Consider the following 15,572-nt stretch of genomic DNA (forward strand, 5'->3'; position numbering starts at 1 on the left):
CTTCGTTGCGGCGCCGGCGGTGGGCGGCCGGGAAGACGTTTGCTCACCGCCCAGCGTACGTGTCGTCAGGGCACCAGCCCCCCGGGGATGACCGAGCTGCGGCGGGCCTCCCACTCCAGGAACCGGTCGGTCTCGGCGAGCACGCTGCCGGCCAACCAGGTGACCATGACCGCGTCGTCGGCCAGCCCGAAGATCGCCAGCGGGATCTCCGGGAGCAGGTCGATCGGCGAGACGATGTACGCCGTCGCCGCGGTCATCAGGGCCAGCCGAAGGCCGCCGTCGTACTCCCCCTTGGTGGTGGCCCTGATCATCCGGGGCAACGCGGCCAACCGCGTGCCGATCGACGGCCCGTTGCGCGCCCCGGCCGCCAGGGCCCGCGCCAGCGCCGTGAACGCCGCGCTGCGCTTCAGTGTCTTACCCATCGTCGCGCTCCTCTCCGCCGGATCAGCGTGGCGGGTCGGCGCAAGTCGGCCGGCCTCACCCACCCAGGTACCCCGTCGCGTCGGTTTCCAGGCACCCGGGTGCCGTCACGACGACAGCGGTGTGTCGGGCCAGCGCGATAATGTCGCGGTATGGGGGTGGCACATTCCGTCGTACCCGGTGGTGAGCGCTGGCGGCAGGCCCGGCGGTTCGTCCGGCTGGCCGCCATCGGGACAGGCGCCACCGCGGCTGCCGCGGTTGCGACCGGCGGGGTGCTGGTCGGCCAGGCCCGCCAGGCTCGACGGACCATCCCGATGGCCGAGGCGCCGCCGCCCCGCTGCGATGGGATGTACGGCGCGAAGTTCCCCGGTCCGGCGCTCACCATGGTCGTGCTCGGTGACTCGTCGGCGGCCGGCTACGGAGTGCACCGCCGTCGGGAGACGCCCGGGGCGTTGCTCGCCACCGGCCTGTCCCGTCGGCTGCACCGGCCGGTGCGGCTGCACCGCTTCGCGGTGGTCGGCGCCATTTCGGCGGCGCTGCGCCACCAGGTGGAGGCGGCGCTGGAGTGCCGACCCGACATCGCGGTGATCCTCATCGGCGGCAACGACATCACCAACCGCACCCCGCGCGGTCTGGCGGTGCGCTATCTGGTCGAGGCGGTGCACACCCTGCGCGACGCGGGGTGCGAGGTGGTCGTCGGCACCTGCCCCGACCTGGGCGCGATCCGTCCGATCCAGCCACCTCTGCGCTGGCTGGCGCACCGCTGGAGCCGCCAGCTCGCCGCCGCCCAGACGGTGGCGGTGGTCGAGGCGGGCGGGTGGACGGTCTCCCTCGGTGACCTGCTCGGCCCCCGGTTCGCGGCCGAGCCGACCCGGATGTTCGCCTGGGACCGGTTCCATCCCTCCGCCGAGGGGTACGCGATGGCCGCTGCCGCGCTCCTGCCCACGATGCTCTCCGCCCTCGGCGCGACCCCGGAACGACGGGCCACAATGACGCGCGGCGACGGCGTACGGTCGCTGCCGAAGGCTGCGCAGGAGGCGGCTCGACACGCCGGCACGGAGGTCAGCGGCGTCCAGGTCCGGGGCCGCGACCGAGGGCCGGCCGGCCGGTGGGCGCAGCTGCGCCGACGGGCGTTCTTCGGTGTTGGCGCGGTGCCGCAGCGCGGGTCCGCCTCGGACACCTCGACAGTGGAGGGACTGGCATGAACGAGCGCAGCGCGCGGAGCGTGACCTCCGGCCTCGCCGGCCGACTGGGTCGGGCGGCGGCGATCTCGCTGTTCGCCGGCACCGTCGGGGGCGCCGCCGTCCTCGCAGGTGAGGCGTTCATCGCCCGGCACCGACGCTACGCCGAACCGGAGCTCGGCCTTGCCCTGCGCGCGACGATCGGCCGGGCGGGCGCCGCCCCGCTACGACTGGTGTTGCTGGGCGACTCGTCGGCACTGGGCGTCGGTGTCGACCGTCTGGAGGACACCATCGGCGGGCAGTTGGCCAACCTGCTCGCCGAGGGCCCGACGGGCGGACGGGTCCACCTGTCCAGCGTCGGCGTCTCCGGGTCCCGCTCGACCGACCTCGCCACCCAGGTGGCCCGGGCCCTGCTGGGTGAGCGGCCCGACGTGGCGTTGATCCTGATCGGCGCGAACGACGCCACCGGGCTGCGCCGACCGTCCGACGCGGCGGCCTATCTCGGCGCGGCGGTGCACCGCCTGCGCGAGGCGCGCGTCGAGGTGGTGGTGGGCACCTGCCCCGACCTCGGCGCGGTGCGGGCCATCGCGCCTCCGCTGCGCCAGGTGGTCGGCTGGTCCGGGCGTCGGGTGGCCCGCGCGCAGACCACCGCCGTGCTGGAGGCGGGCGGCTCGGTGGTCGACCTGGCCACCGAGACCGGGCCGGTGTTCCGGGCCGACGCCGGGACGCTCTGCCAGGACGGTTTCCACCCCTCCGCCGACGGCTACCGGGTCTGGGCACACGCGCTGCTGCCCGCCGTCGTCGCGGCGGCGGCGGCCACGACCCGGCGCTAGATCGTCCCCGGCCAGGGTGACATTTCCCGCCGCGCCGGCTTCTTCCGCGCCATGTTACCGGCGGGTTAACGTTGGTCCATGCCGATTGAGTCGTCCCGCGACGCCGTCATCGTCGCCACCGCCCGCTCCCCCATCGGCCGGGCGCACAAGGGGTCCCTGCGCGACGTCCGCTCCGACGACCTCGCCGCGACCATCGTCCAGGCCGCGCTGGACAAGATTCCCTCGCTCGATCCGACCACGATCGACGACCTCTACCTCGGGTGCGGCCTGCCCGGCGGCGAGCAGGGCTTCAACATGGCCCGGGTGGTGTCCACCCTCCTCGGTCTGGACACTGTCCCCGGCGCCACGCTGACCCGCTACTGCGCCTCCTCGTTGCAGACCACCCGGATGGCGATGCACGCGATCCGGGCCGGCGAGGGAGACGTGTTCGTCTCCGCCGGCGTGGAGATGGTTTCCCGCTACGCCCGGGGCAGCTCCGACGGGCTGCCGCCCGAGGCGCAGGCCCTGGTCGGCGGCGGCTGGGAGAACCACCGCTTCGGGCCGGCCGGTGAGCGCTCGAAGCGCCGCGCGCAGGGCGGCGCCGAAGTGTGGACCGACCCGCGTGAGGCCGGCGAACTGCCCGACATCTACCTGACCATGGGGCAGACCGCGGAGAACCTGGCCCAGGTGTACGACGTCACCCGCGCCGACATGGACGAGTTCGGCGTACGCAGCCAGAACCTCGCCGAGAAGGCCATCGCCGACGGTTTCTGGGCCCGGGAGATCACTCCGGTCACCACGCCGGACGGCACCGTGGTGAGCACCGACGACGGGCCCCGGGCCGGCGTCACCCTCGACGCGGTCGCCGGCCTGAAGCCGGTGTTCCGCCCGGACGGTCGAATCACCGCCGGCAACTGCTGCCCGCTCAACGACGGCGCCGCCGCCGTGGTGGTGATGAGCGCCCAACGGGCCGAGGAGCTCGGGCTCACCCCGCTGGCCCGGATCGTCTCGACCGGTGTGACAGCCCTGTCGCCGGAGATCATGGGTCTCGGGCCGGTCGAGGCGTCCCGGCAGGCACTGCGCCGAGCCGGCATGACCATCGACGACGTCGACCTCGTCGAGATCAACGAGGCGTTCGCCGCGCAGGTCATTCCCTCCTACCGCGAGCTGGGCATCCCGGAGGAGAAGCTGAACGTGATGGGCGGGGCCATCGCGGTCGGCCACCCGTTCGGCATGACCGGCGCCCGGATCACCGGCACCCTGCTCAACGCACTGGAGTGGCACGACAAGACCATCGGTCTGGAGACCATGTGCGTGGGCGGTGGCCAGGGCATGGCCATGGTGCTCGAACGGCTCAACTGAGCCGAGCTGCCTCAGAGCGCGCTGCGGGTCGCCGTCACCTCGGCGGCGGCCCGGCTCAGCGCCTCGTCCCCCGGGTCGGCGGCCAGCAGGTCCGCCGTGACCACCCGCAGTTGGTCGGGCAGGGCCAGGTCGTTGTCGAGCCGGGGCACCACCCGGCGCGGCTTCCCCTCGGCGTCGGCGGCCAGGTTGGCCACCTCCTGCACCAGGCGGTGCACCAGGTCGGCGCGGGACACGTTGCCGGCGGTCGCGACCGCCGCCCACCGGGGCTGCTGCCAGTGCGCGATCTGACGGACCAGCAACTGCACGGCCTTGTCCAACTCCGCTGCGCTCATCGCCGCCGAGTCTACGGCCGACACCGACCGCGCCGGGTCGGGCCGGTCAGCGGCGCAGGTAGCTGAGCAGCCGCAGCAACTGCCAGTAGAGGAAGACCAACCCGGTGAGCAGGCCGAACGCGCTCAGCCACGCGTACCGACGGGCTCGACCGTCGCGCACCGAGCGTTCGACGAGATCGAAGTCGAGGATGAAACTGAACGCCCCGGCGATGATGGCCACCACCGAGAAGGCGTACGGCAGCCAGCCGACCTCCCCGCTGACGCTGTAGACCGCCAGGCCCGGTCGCCCGGTGATCAGGTACGACACCAGGTTGACCACGCTGAGCACGGCGATGCCGAGCAGAGTGCCGATCACCAGGCGGGCCAGCCGAGGCGTCGCCCGGATCACCCGGGCCCGGTAGAGCGCCGCCATGCCGAGGAAGACACCGAAGGTGCCGGCCACCGCCTGCACCACGATGCCCGGGTAGACCTGCTCGAAGGTGCGGCTCGCCACCCCCAGCAGCAGGCCCTGGAGGACCGCGTAGCCGACGATCGGCACCGGGTTGGTGATCGCTCGCAACGAGATGACCAGGACCAGCGCTATCGAGGCGAGCGCGGTGCCGGCCAACGCGGCGCCCAGCCACACCGCGTCGGGGATCACCGCCCAGGACACCGCGGCGGCCGCGCCGGTCACGAGCAGCAACCCGACGGTACGGACCACCACGTCGTCGACGGTCATCGGCTCGACGTCGCGGGCGCCGAGCACCCGTGCCTCCACCCGGCTGGGCTCGTCCAGCCGGTTGAGCACCGGGTTGTTGCTGCGCACCGCCGCCTCCTTCGCCCGCGTACCCCCCGAAGTCACTCTGCCCCGGGCGGACCGGCGGCGGCGGGCAAACGGCGCGGACGACGGCGCCCGCCCCCACCGGAGTGGGGACGGGCGCCGGTCGGCAGTGCGGACGAGGTCAGTCGTCGCCCTGGAAGTAGCTCAGCAGGCGCAGGATCTCGATGTAGAGCCAGACCAGGCTGACCAGGATGCCGAACGCGGCCACCCAGGAGTAGCGCTGCGGCAGGCCCATCCGGACGCCGTCCTCGATCTCCTTGAAGCTGAGCACGAAGCTCAGCGAGGCGACCACGATGCAGACCAGGCTGAACCCGATGGCGAGCGGGCTGCCGTCACGCAGGCCGGTGTTGACGCCGAACAGCGCCAGCACCAGGTTGATCATCATGACGGCGAAGAGGCCGACCATCACCGCGATCATGCCCTTGACGAAGGCCGGGGTGGCCCGGATGACCTTCGCCTTGTAGAGCATCGCCATCAGGAAGAAGATGCCGAAGCTGGCCACGGCGGCCTGGAGCACGATGCCGTCGTAACGCGTCTCGAACGCCTTGCTGACCATGCCGACGAAGACACCCTCGACGACCGCGTACGCGATCACGAGCGCCGGGTTGGCCATCCGGGAGAACGAAATGATCAAGCCGAGGACCAGGCCGACCACCGCCGCGCCGATCCACGCGGTACCGACCAGCGCGTCGGGCACGAGCACCCAGGCGGCCGCGGCGGTGATGCCGAGGATGCCGAGCAGAGCGACCGTCTTGACGACCACGTCGTCGACGGTCATCGGCGCCACGGTCGGCGGCGCGGCCGGGTAACCGGCCTGGGACGGGTACTGCTGGGGAATGCCGGGCTGTCCGTACGGCCCGGCCGGGGCGTACCCGGCGGAGCGCTCCCGCTCGGCCGCTTGGCCGAGCCGGGCGAGCACCGGGTTCGAGGTCTTCACTGTCTGGCCTCCCTCAGGGGGTCGTTTGCACGTGAACGTGCCCTCCAAGAGTAAACGGCAGAGCCAAGTCCTGGAGATCACGAATGAGAATGTGTGAGTCGACCGGTGCCCGGGGCGGGGGTCGAACCCGCACGCCTTTCGGCAGCCGCTTTTAAGGCGGCCGTGTCTGCCTTTCCACCACCCGGGCGAGTGGCACCGGCGCGCCGACACGCCTGATGCATTGTCACCGTAGCCGGTCTGCGGCGACCCGGCGTACCCCGCCGGCCTGGCCGCATTAGGGTCGATGCCGTGAGCAGCGCAGCCCCCACGGCCCCCGACGCCGCCCCTGAGCAGGCATTCCGCCTCGCCGATCAGGTCAACCGCCGACCCCGGGCCACCCGGCTGCTGGCCGCCGTCCGCCGCCACCGGGCAGATCTGCTGGCCGCTCTGATCTTCGCGGTGCTGGCCGGCTGGCTCACGCACGGGCTGTGGCCCGACCCGGGCGCCCGCATCCTGGCGCTCAACCCGGAGGACCAGACCCTCTACGAGTGGTTCCTGGCGGTGGACGCCCGCGCGCTGCTCGGCGACTTCGACCTGCTCACCGACCGGCTCAACGCTCCCGACGGTGTGAACCTGATGGCCAACACCACGGTGATCGCCCTCGGCGTCCTCTTCGCGCCGGTCACCCTGCTGCTGGGCGCACCGGTCACCTTCGCGCTGCTCGCCGCCGGCAACCTCGCCGGCACCGCACTCGCCTGGTACCTGCTGTTCCACCGGACGCTGCGCGTCCGCCGGGTGGCCGCCGCACTCGGCGGCGGGCTGTGCGGATTCGGACCCGGCATGATGTCGCAGACCAACAGCCACCTGCACATGACCGCCCAGTGGCTGGTGCCGGTGATCGTCTGGCTGGTGGTCCGGCTGCTGCGGGCGGCCGACCCGGGGCCCGATACCCCCGACGAGGCGGGCCGTACCCGAGCCACCGGGCCGGACCGTCGTCGGCTGTTTACCTCCGCGGCGGGGCTGGCCGGCGCGATCAGCGCGCAGGTCTTCATCGGCGAGGAGGTGCTCTTCCTCGCCGCGATCACGCTGCTGGTGATGGCGATCAGCTACGCCGTGGCGGACCGGGACCTGGCCCGCCGGGCGCTCCCCGGGTTCGCCGGCGGGTTGGCGATCGCCGCCGCGCTCGCCCTGCTGGTGCTCGGCTATCCGCTGTGGTTCCAGTTCGCCGGGCCGCAGGGAGTCGCCGACGGGATGTTCACCCCGGCCTACTTCTCCGCCGACCTGAGCAGTTGGTGGGCGCTCTCCCCGCTGTCGGTGGCCGGCAGCGACGAATCCGCCCGGCTGACCACCGGCCCCGCCGAGTACAACACGTTCCTCGGCTGGCCACTGCTGCTGGTCGCCGGGGTCTGCGCGATCTGGGCCGGGCGACGCCGGCTGGTCAACGCCAGCGTCGCGGCGGGCCTGGTGATGGGGGCGCTCTCGCTCGGCCCGGAGGTGGTGCTCGGCGGCACCAGGACGGCGATCCCCGGCCCGTACGCCCTGATTGGAGGGCTGCCGGTGGTGGACGGGGCGTTGCCGATGCGGTTCGCGCTGGCGTTGCTGCCGATCGTCGCGACGCTGCTGGTGCTCGCTGTCGACCGGGCCCTGCGCAACTCCGGTCCGGCGCGGCGGCTGGTGCCCGTGGCCGTCGGAGTGGCGCTGCTGCCGATCTTCCCGACCCCCCTGCCGACCGCGGGACGGCCCGCCGTGCCGGAGTTCATCACCGGCGGCCACTGGCGGCAGTGCGTACCGCCGGGCGGAGTGCTGGTCCCGGTGCCACTGCCAACCCCGAAGGAGCCTTGGCCGATGCGCTGGGCGACCGCCGCCGACGCCGGCTTCGGGCTGCCGGAAGGCTTCTTCATCGGCCCGTACGGAAGGGGCGGCACCGCGGCGATGGGCACCTTCAAGCAGCCCACCTCCGCGCTACTGGCGGATGTCGCCCGCCGCGGCGACCAACCGGCCATCGGCGACGAGCAGCGCCGACAGGCCGCCCGCGACGCCGACTTCTGGGGCGCCTCCTGTGTGGCGTTGACCGACGACGCCCCCCACGCCCAGGCCCTGCGCGCCACCCTGGAGCAGCTCTACGGCCCACCCACCCGCATCGCCGACGCCTGGACCTGGCGGGTCTGAACACGCCTTGACGCCGCGCGCGACCGGTACCGGCTGCGACAAAGGGCCCCTGCCCTACCAGAAACGGTAGGCAGGGGCCCCTTCGTGCAGTTGGTGGTCAAACGCGGGGCGCGCCGACCGGCTGGGATGCCTCGACGAACTCCTCGCGCGGGTCGTGCAGCTGGCCCAGGGCGACCACCTCACGCTTGAGGAAGAACGCCAACGACCAGTCCACCACCACGCGGACCTTCCGGTTGAACGACGGGATCCGGCTCATGTGGTACGTCCGGTGCATCACCCAGGCCGGCCAACCGGTCATCTTGATCCCGTACACCTGGGCCACGCCCTTGTGCAGGCCGAGGCTCGCCACACTGCCGACGTGCTTGTGCTTGTAGTTCACCGGCTCGCGACCCCGGATCACGGCCGCGATGTTGTCGGCCATCCGCGCGGCCTGGCGCACCGCGTGCTGAGCGCTCGGCGAGCAGAAGTTGCCCGGCTCCTTGGTCAGGTCCGGCACGGCGGCGCAGTCCCCGGCGCTCCAGGCACCCTCGAGCACCTGGTCACCGTCGACCACCTGGAGCGTGGGCAGGCAGGTGATCCGTCGACGGTCGTCGCGCGGGAAGTCGGTCGAGTCCAGCATCGGCGACGGCTTCACACCGGCCGTCCAGACGATCGTGTCCGAGCGGAAGCTGTCACCGTCGGAGAGCTTGACCACCCCGTCGACGCAGGACTCGAGGCGGGTGTCCAGCCGGATGTCCATGTTGCGCTTCATCAACTGCTGCACGGTGTAGGCACCCATGTCCCGGTCGACCTCGGGCAGCACCCGCTGGGTCGCCTCAACCAGCACCCAGCGGACCTCGTCCTGCTTGAGCTCCGGGTAGTAACGCAGGGCGTCGCGAGCCATGTCCTCCATCTCGGCGAGCGCCTCGATGCCGGCGTACCCACCGCCGACGAAGGTGAAGGTCAGCGCCGAACGGCGGACGTCCGGATCCGGCGTGGCGGCCGCCACGTCGAGCCGATCCAGCACGTGGTTGCGCAGGTAGATCGCCTCGCCGATGGTCTTGAACCCGATGCCCTGCTCGTGCAGACCAGGGATCGGCAGGGTGCGGGAGACCGAACCCGGAGCCACGATCACGTGGTCGTAGGTGATCTCCCGGGCCGGGCCGCTGATCGGCTGCACGGTGGCCACCTTGCGGTCGTGCTCGATCCGCGTGACCGTGCCGGCCACCATCTTGCACCGGCGCAACTCCCGCCGCAGCGGCACCACGGAGTGCCGCGGGGAGATGTTGCCCGCCGCCGCCTCCGGCAGGAACGGCTGATAGGTCATGTGGGGTTGGGGGTCAACCACCATGACCTCAGCCTCACGGGAGCTGAGCTTCTTCGACAGGCGCAGGGCCGCGTACAGACCGACGTGCCCGGCACCAACCACAAGGATCCGCTTCGGATTCACGTTGTCTATCTTTCCCCGGCCGGCTCAGGTAATCCCGCTCGCGCCCCCCATCTGTGACGGAGCACAACCCATGTGACCTGCGTAACCCTCCGGTCGCAGTGGTCACCGACGCCGCAGAAGCCAGCCCAGCAACACTGCCATTCCCACCGCCACCAGCAGCCCCAGCACTGTCACCCACTGGTATCCGGCGCCCCCACCCGTCCCCGTCGCCTGCAGCATCAGCACGCCGAGCACGGCGGAACCCAACAGCACGGCGGCCGACCGCACCAACCAACGGGTGATCAACTCGGGGTCCACCATCGCGTCATAGGGCAACAGTGCGGCCAGCGCGCAGAGGGTGTGACCCAGGTAGAGCAGGGCCGCGACGGCGAGAAGCCGCCAGAGGGCGACCGGACGGCCGTACCCGTCGGTGGCGAGCAGCCAGCCGCCGACCGTGACCAACGCCGTGAAGGTCGTCCAGACCTTGCGCGGCCCGAACGCGGGCAACAGGGCGGCCACCGCCAGGAAGAAGATCGGCCGGCCGGAAAGCACCTCCGCGGGGAAGGCCAGGGCGAACCCGGCAAACACGATGACGAAGATCCCGGCCCGGACCAGCAGCGGGGCCACGCTGACGCGGGCGACGGCGTACTGCGCCGCCCGAACCCGCTCCACCACAGCGTTCACCGCACCCGCCTTCCGTTCGCGACTGCGGGGCTCGCAAGCTCACTCCTCGCGCTCACCGCACCCGCCTCTCGTTCGCGACTGCGGGGCTCGCAAGCTCACTCCTCGCGCTCACCGGCCACCTACCCTTGGGGCCGTCGCCAACCGGGCCACGTCCCGCAACACCTGGTCCAGGCTGCCGGCACCGGCCCAGCGCACCACCGGTACGCCGTGCTCCCGGAGCTGCCCGATCATGATCTCCCGATCCAGGCGCCACAGCCGGTACGCCACCTCGGCCCAACCCCGGTCCTTCGGTGACGCCAGGTCGGTCGGCAACGTGTCGACCGCCACCACGAACCTCCCGCCGCGGGCCAACCGGGCGAGCATCTGCGCCGACCGTTCGTCCAGCAGCGGGGTGAGCACCACCACCAACGCGTCCGAGGAGAGCAACTGCGGGCCGAAGACCTGGTCGTACGGTTCGTGCGCGGACACGTGGACCCGGACGTCGAGCAACCACTCCAGCACGGTCAGGTACTGCCGCCGCCCGGCGGCCGGCCGGAGCCGGCGGGCGGCCGGCCCGTACTCCAGCAGCGAGACCCGATCACCACGGTGCAGGTAGTGCTCGGCGATCGCGGCGGTGGCCCGGACGGTGGTGTCCAGCACCGAGGCGGCGCCGTCCACCCCACCGGAGCGGCCCGCCTCGGCGAGCACGTCGAGCAGCACCACCACCTCCGCGTCCCGGTCGGAGAGGGTGGCGGCCACGTGCAGCTGCCGGGCCCGCAACGAGACCCGCCAGTCGATCCGGCGCAGCCGGTCCCCGGGGGCGAAGACGCGTACGCCGGCAAGCTCGCCGCCCTCTCCCGGTCGGCGAGAGTGGTGCGCTCCGACCAGCCCGGCCGCGCGGGGCATCGCCTCGACCGCCTCGAACGGCTCGGTACGGGGGTACACCCGCACCCGCACCGGCTCGGTGATCACCGCCCGGGAGACCAGCAGACCCCCGGCCGTGGCGACCCGGGCACCGGCGGGGCCGACCGGGTGCCGGCCCCAGCGCAGGGCCTTGCCGACCAGCTCCAGGTCCACGGCGGCGCCGATCGGCACCGACGTCACGAACGGCCGGTCCGCGACGGAACGGCGCCCGCCGTTGCCCTGCGCCGTCGCACTGGTTTCCGCTGTGGCGCTCGGCGCCCCGTCGTCGACAACCTCGTCGCGGGCGAAGCCGGCCCGGTCGATCCGCAGCCACGGCGACACGCGGGTACGCATCACCACCAGGTCGTAGTCGACAGTGTCCGGGTTGCCGACGCTCACCGCCGCCGCCACGTCGCCGCCCTCGACCAGCGGCCCACCGTCACCCTGGGTGATCCACACCTGCGGCAGCGCCGTGGGCCGTCGACGCAGCGCGTACGCGGTGCCCAACGCGAACGGTGCGGCGAGCACGATGAGGTCCACCCGGCCCAGCAGCACCCCGGCCACCAGCAGCAGGCCGGCGAGCAGCACCGCGCGGCCGAGCGCCGGGGTGGGCGCCCAGCCGGCAGCCGGTTCCGCTTCGGTGGCCGTCGGCACTGTCGGTCCGGACATCAGTGCCGGGGCCCGCCGGCGGCGTAGCTGGGCAGCGCGCCACTGGCCGGGGCGGGAGTCGCCTCCAGTACCTCGCCCACCACGAACGCCGGGTCGACCCGACGCAACCACATCTCCGGGCGCAGGGTGATCCGGTGGGCCAGGGCGGGCGCCGCCACCGACTTGACGTCCTCCGGTACCACGTAGTCCCGTCCGCCGAACACCGCGCGGACCCGGGCCAGCAGCAGCAGCGCCAGCGAACCGCGAGGTGAGGCGCCGACCAGCACCGACGGGTGTTCCCGGGTGGCCGCGGTGAGCGACACGATGTAGCGGCCGATGGAGTCCTCCACCACCACGTCCTCCAGTGCGGCCTGCATGGCCCGCAGCGTCGCCGCGTCGACAACCGCCTTGATGTCCGCCTCCTCCCGGCGACGGCTCATCCGACGGCGCAGCACCTCCCACTCCTCTTCGTGCTGCGGGTAACCGAACGAGACCCGCAGCAGGAACCGGTCCAGCTGCGCCTCCGGCAGCGGGTAGGTGCCCTCGTACTCGATGGGGTTGGCGGTGGCCAGCACGTGGAACGGCTCGTCGAGCTTGTAGGTGACACCCTCGACCGACACCTGCTTCTCCTGCATCGCCTCCAGCAGCGCGGACTGGGTCTTCGGCGGTGTCCGGTTGATCTCGTCGGCGAGGAGCAGGTTGGTGAAGACCGGGCCGGCCCGGAAGGTGAAGTCGCCGTTGCGCTGGTCGTACAGGAAGGAGCCGGTGACGTCGGCGGGGAGCAGGTCGGGGGTGAACTGCAACCGACGGAAGTCCAACCCGAGGGCCTGGGCGAACGAGCGGGCGGTGAGTGTCTTACCGAGCCCCGGCAGGTCCTCCAGGAGCACGTGCCCGCCCGCGAGGATGCCGGCGAGGACCAGCTCCAACGCGTCCCGTTTGCCGACCACGACGGTGCCGACCGCGTCCAGGACCGTCCGAGCCAGCTGCCCGACCTCGGCGGGGGCAATGCTCCGGTCCACGTCGTTCATCAGATGTTCTCCAGTTCGGCGACGATCACCGCGAGGTCGCGCGGCGACGGGGTGCGGCGAGGCGGGGTCTCCAGGAACGTCCACAGGCGGTCACCCAGCAGGACGCGAGCGCGGGCGGGATCCGATTCACGGGTGACGCCGTGTTTCAGCCGCATCCGCTCGTCGGCCAGTTCACCGATCCGGGGCAGGATCGTCCCGGTGAACCGTTCGGGTCGGGACGAGGACCAGTCCAGGGGCCATTCCCACCGGTTGATCGCGCTGCGTAGCGCGTCCCGGGCACCCCAGTTGTAGCTGCCGTCCTCCTCGCCCGTGCCGACCCGACCACCGCCGGGCGGCGGGGGCGGCGGCGCCAGCAGGGCGGTGACCCGGCGGACCGCCAGCACGGCGAGCACCCCGGCGATCAGTACGGGCAGCGAGACCTGGAGGCCCACCGCGCGGAGGCCGACCAGCAGGACCGCGACCAACGCGGCGGCCCACGCGAGCGAGCGCAGCACGGGACGCCACCGGGACGGGCGCGCCTGCGGACCGACCGGCGCGGCCTCCTCCTCGAACGCGAGCAGATCGTCGATGCTGGTGCTGCTCATGAGGTCACCGCCGCGGTGAGCTCTCCGCGCAGCCGGCCGAGCGCGGCGCGGGCCTGGTCCCGGGTGCGTTCGCCGACCGGGTGGGTGGCGTACCGGGCCTCCCGGTAGACGTGCGCGAACTCGGCGAGCACGTCGGTGCTGGCGATGGCCGGCACGCCCGCCGCGGGGTCACCCTGCAACAGCCGGCTGACCAGATCGGTGGGGGTGTCTCCGGCGAGCCTCGGCACACCGGCCGCGGCGGCGGTCTCCTCCAGGCGCACCCAGCAGGCGATCACCGCCACCCGGGGGTCGGTGTCCCGGTCGTCGAGCTCCACCAGGCCGGCGTCGAGGGCGGCGACCACCTCGCGGGCGGTGCCCTCGGCGGTACGACGGGCCCGCTGCGCGGGTAGCGCCCGGGTGGTACGGCGCAGCGCACCCCGGATCAGGACCCAGCTGAGGTAGCCGAGCGCGGCGAGGATGGCCAGCCCGAGCAGGACCACAGCCACCGTGCCGACCCACTGCGGGATGTGCGCCTGGGTGGCCTCGCCGGCGTCGCGGGGCTCGATCGGGATGGACGGCGATGGCTCAACGGTCGGGTACTCGGGGACCCAGGGAACGTTGTCCGCGGCCGGCGGGATGCGACTGGCCCCGATCGACGAGTGAGCGGACGCCAGCGCGGCACCGGCGAGCAGGGCGGCGACCGCGCCGACCGGCCACCACCGGCGGAGCAGGCCGAGGACCGGCCGCAGCGCACCGGGATCGGCGGACGGTGCCGGTGTGGGCGGGCGTGTTCCGTCTGTCATCGCCACCACCCCACGCGTCGTCTCAGTCCACTCCGGCCAGCTGTTTAGCCTGGCCGAAGACGTCGTCCAACATCCCTGGTGTCAACCGCCCCGTGAAGGTGTTCTGCTGACTGACGTGGTAGCAGCCGAGCAAGTCCGGGGCGTTCGTGCCGGACCAGTGTGCCCCATGCCCGAACACCGGTCGCGGGCTGGGCGGGGGCTGCGCGTACACCGCGCGGAGCACCGGCCACCACGCGGCCCAGGCGAACGCGCCCAGCGCGACCACGACCCGCAGCGTGGGCCGGATCAACGTGACCTCGCGGTGCAGCCAGGGTGCGCAGGTGTCCCGTTCCACTGGGGTCGGCTTGTTGTCCGGAGGCGCACACCGGACGGCCGAGAAGATCCGCAGATCGCGCACTGTGAGCCCGTCGTCGGCGGCGACGCTGGTCGGCTGGTTGGCAAGCCCGGCCCGGTGCAGCGCGGCGAACAGCACGTCACCCGACCGGTCACCGGTGAAGATCCGGCCGGTGCGGTTGCCGCCGTGTGCGGCGGGCGCCAGCCCGAGGATGGCGATCCGGGCGTCACCCGTGCCGAGGCCCGGCACCGGCCGACCCCAGTACTCCTGGTCGCGGAAGGCGGCCCGCCGGGTGCGGGCGACCTCCTCCCGCCACTGGACCAGCCGCGGGCAGGCGAAACAGTCGCTCACCGCCGCGTCGAGGTCGGCCAGGTCGGTCGCCCGCGCTGCGCGGGCGACCACCTGTGCGGGGGTACGCGTCTCAGCCAAGCTTGGCCCGGAAGAGTTCCAGGGTGCGGGCCCAGGCGCTGGCGGCGGCGCGCTGGTCGAACGCCTCCGGCCGGTCGTCGTTGAAGAAGGCGTGCGAGGTGCCCGGGTAGTCGTAGAGGTGGCAGTCGCCGCCGGCCTCCTCGATGGCCCGCCGGGCGGTCTGTACGCCGTCGTTGGCCGAGGTGCCGTCCTCTTCGGAGCAGTGGATGACCGCTGCCTTGCCGGCGTAGTCGGCCCAGTCGGGGCGCATCGACTCCCAGGGCAGCACGGGATAGAAGCCGGCGGTCGCGACGATCCGCTCGGAGATGGTGGCCGACCAGAGGGCCAGGCTGCCACCGGCGCAGAAGCCCACGGCACCGACCTTACCGGTGACCTCGGGCCGCCCGGCGAGATAGTCGGCCGCTCCGGCGATGTCCTTCGCCGCCTCGTCCATCCGCATGGCCAGCAGGAGCCGCTGCGCCTCGTCCGGCTCGCTGGTCGTCTCACCGTGGTAGAAGTCCGGGGCGAGGGCGACGAAGCCGGCCTCGGCGAACCGGTCCGCCACCGACCGGATGTGCGGGACCAGACCCCACCATTCCTGAATGACGATGACGGCGGGGCTGGCCGTGCCGCTGGCGGGTATCGCGAGATACCCCTCGCTCGTGCCCCCGTTGCTGCGGTAGCTCACCATTTCGCCCATGGGCCGTCCTCCTAGCGGTCAGTCATCGTTGGCTGGTCGCCCAGTGGTCCTACGTGCCGGTAGCCTGCCACGCCACGCGGCCGTCGGGAAGACGCCGGAACA

Annotated in this window: 15 protein-coding genes, 1 tRNA gene and 1 pseudogene; 4 read left to right on the forward strand and 13 right to left on the reverse strand. The window is 72.6% G+C overall.

Features of this window, described 5'->3' with window-relative positions; translation table 11 throughout:
* Positions 1-65: 65 nt before the first annotated feature.
* Entirely contained in the window at positions 66-422 is a 357-nt protein-coding gene (locus FB453_RS02840) for a YkvA family protein (protein WP_112582466.1), read from the reverse strand.
* Positions 423-572: 150 nt separating this feature from the next.
* On the opposite strand from FB453_RS02840, the pseudogene FB453_RS02845 reads away from it, so the two are divergent.
* From FB453_RS02845 to FB453_RS02855, 3 genes and pseudogenes are all read left to right on the forward strand, one after another.
* Positions 573-1,636 (forward strand): annotated as a pseudogene (locus FB453_RS02845) (SGNH/GDSL hydrolase family protein); the annotation flags it as partial.
* The gene (locus FB453_RS02850; RefSeq protein ID WP_145787275.1) at positions 1,622-2,434 is read left to right on the forward strand and encodes an SGNH/GDSL hydrolase family protein; all 813 of its coding nucleotides are present in this window, start codon (positions 1,622-1,624) and stop codon (positions 2,432-2,434) included. The pseudogene FB453_RS02845 and the gene FB453_RS02850, both read left to right, overlap by 15 nt.
* Positions 2,435-2,512: 78 nt before the next feature.
* Complete coding sequence (locus FB453_RS02855) at positions 2,513-3,775, forward strand: acetyl-CoA C-acetyltransferase (RefSeq protein WP_145787277.1); 1,263 nt, start codon at positions 2,513-2,515, stop codon at positions 3,773-3,775.
* An 11-nt stretch (positions 3,776-3,786) separates the two neighbouring features.
* Here the strand turns inward: FB453_RS02855 and FB453_RS02860 are convergent, their stop codons facing one another.
* From FB453_RS02860 to FB453_RS02875, 4 genes are all read right to left on the reverse strand, one after another.
* The gene (locus FB453_RS02860; protein WP_145787279.1) at positions 3,787-4,107 is read right to left on the reverse strand and encodes a hypothetical protein; all 321 of its coding nucleotides are present in this window, start codon (positions 4,105-4,107) and stop codon (positions 3,787-3,789) included.
* Between the two features lie 46 nt (positions 4,108-4,153).
* Positions 4,154-4,912, reverse strand: coding sequence for a Bax inhibitor-1/YccA family protein (locus tag FB453_RS02865; RefSeq protein ID WP_112582471.1), 759 nt, complete (start codon positions 4,910-4,912; stop codon positions 4,154-4,156).
* Between the two features lie 136 nt (positions 4,913-5,048).
* Positions 5,049-5,864, reverse strand: coding sequence for a Bax inhibitor-1/YccA family protein (locus FB453_RS02870; RefSeq protein WP_091394231.1), 816 nt, complete (start codon positions 5,862-5,864; stop codon positions 5,049-5,051).
* A gap of 106 nt (positions 5,865-5,970) precedes the next feature.
* Positions 5,971-6,051 (reverse strand) — tRNA-Leu (locus tag FB453_RS02875).
* A gap of 101 nt (positions 6,052-6,152) precedes the next feature.
* On the opposite strand from FB453_RS02875, the gene FB453_RS02880 reads away from it, so the two are divergent.
* Complete coding sequence (locus FB453_RS02880) at positions 6,153-8,012, forward strand: hypothetical protein (protein ID WP_186718018.1); 1,860 nt, start codon at positions 6,153-6,155, stop codon at positions 8,010-8,012.
* A 97-nt stretch (positions 8,013-8,109) separates the two neighbouring features.
* Here FB453_RS02880 and FB453_RS02885 read toward each other — a convergent pair whose 3' ends face one another.
* The 8 genes from FB453_RS02885 to FB453_RS02920 form a co-directional block, all read right to left on the reverse strand.
* On the reverse strand, positions 8,110-9,441 hold the full coding sequence (locus tag FB453_RS02885) for an NAD(P)/FAD-dependent oxidoreductase (RefSeq protein WP_145787284.1): 1,332 nt from the start codon (positions 9,439-9,441) through the stop codon (positions 8,110-8,112).
* A gap of 102 nt (positions 9,442-9,543) precedes the next feature.
* Entirely contained in the window at positions 9,544-10,104 is a 561-nt protein-coding gene (locus FB453_RS02890; protein WP_145787287.1) for a hypothetical protein, read from the reverse strand.
* 108 nt (positions 10,105-10,212) lie between these two features.
* Positions 10,213-11,655: a DUF58 domain-containing protein gene (locus FB453_RS02895; protein ID WP_145787289.1), complete on the reverse strand. Its 1,443-nt coding sequence runs from the start codon at positions 11,653-11,655 to the stop codon at positions 10,213-10,215.
* Entirely contained in the window at positions 11,655-12,662 is a 1,008-nt protein-coding gene (locus FB453_RS02900; protein ID WP_112581968.1) for an AAA family ATPase, read from the reverse strand. Before FB453_RS02900 ends, FB453_RS02895 begins: the two co-directional genes overlap by 1 nt.
* A complete protein-coding gene (locus FB453_RS02905; RefSeq protein WP_145787291.1) occupies positions 12,662-13,246 on the reverse strand; it encodes a hypothetical protein in 585 nt (194 codons plus the stop codon). Before FB453_RS02905 ends, FB453_RS02900 begins: the two co-directional genes overlap by 1 nt.
* Positions 13,243-14,028, reverse strand: a complete 786-nt coding sequence (locus FB453_RS02910) for a DUF4129 domain-containing protein (protein WP_112581982.1) — start codon at positions 14,026-14,028, stop codon at positions 13,243-13,245. The genes FB453_RS02905 and FB453_RS02910 overlap by 4 nt, the downstream gene beginning before the upstream one ends.
* A gap of 22 nt (positions 14,029-14,050) precedes the next feature.
* Positions 14,051-14,764, reverse strand: a complete 714-nt coding sequence (locus tag FB453_RS02915; protein ID WP_145787293.1) for a uracil-DNA glycosylase — start codon at positions 14,762-14,764, stop codon at positions 14,051-14,053.
* Between the two features lie 19 nt (positions 14,765-14,783).
* The gene (locus FB453_RS02920) at positions 14,784-15,470 is read right to left on the reverse strand and encodes a dienelactone hydrolase family protein (protein ID WP_112581964.1); all 687 of its coding nucleotides are present in this window, start codon (positions 15,468-15,470) and stop codon (positions 14,784-14,786) included.
* Between the last annotated feature and the right edge of the window lie 102 nt (positions 15,471-15,572).

Source organism: Micromonospora sp. CNZ322 (assembly GCF_007827755.1).

Excerpts from the sequence above, each read along its gene's own strand:
- FB453_RS02910 (WP_112581982.1), bottom strand. The coding sequence starts at position 14,028 with ATGACAGACGGAACACGCCCGCCCACACCGGCACCGTCCGCCGATCCC.
- FB453_RS02855 (WP_145787277.1), top strand. The coding sequence starts at position 2,513 with ATGCCGATTGAGTCGTCCCGCGACGCCGTCATCGTCGCCACCGCCCGC.
- FB453_RS02905 (WP_145787291.1), bottom strand. The coding sequence starts at position 13,246 with ATGAGCAGCACCAGCATCGACGATCTGCTCGCGTTCGAGGAGGAGGCC.
- FB453_RS02840 (WP_112582466.1), bottom strand. The coding sequence starts at position 422 with ATGGGTAAGACACTGAAGCGCAGCGCGGCGTTCACGGCGCTGGCGCGG.
- FB453_RS02920 (WP_112581964.1), bottom strand. The coding sequence starts at position 15,470 with ATGGGCGAAATGGTGAGCTACCGCAGCAACGGGGGCACGAGCGAGGGG.
- FB453_RS02860 (WP_145787279.1), bottom strand. The coding sequence starts at position 4,107 with ATGAGCGCAGCGGAGTTGGACAAGGCCGTGCAGTTGCTGGTCCGTCAG.
- FB453_RS02895 (WP_145787289.1), bottom strand. The coding sequence starts at position 11,655 with ATGTCCGGACCGACAGTGCCGACGGCCACCGAAGCGGAACCGGCTGCC.
- FB453_RS02850 (WP_145787275.1), top strand. The coding sequence starts at position 1,622 with ATGAACGAGCGCAGCGCGCGGAGCGTGACCTCCGGCCTCGCCGGCCGA.
- FB453_RS02900 (WP_112581968.1), bottom strand. The coding sequence starts at position 12,662 with ATGAACGACGTGGACCGGAGCATTGCCCCCGCCGAGGTCGGGCAGCTG.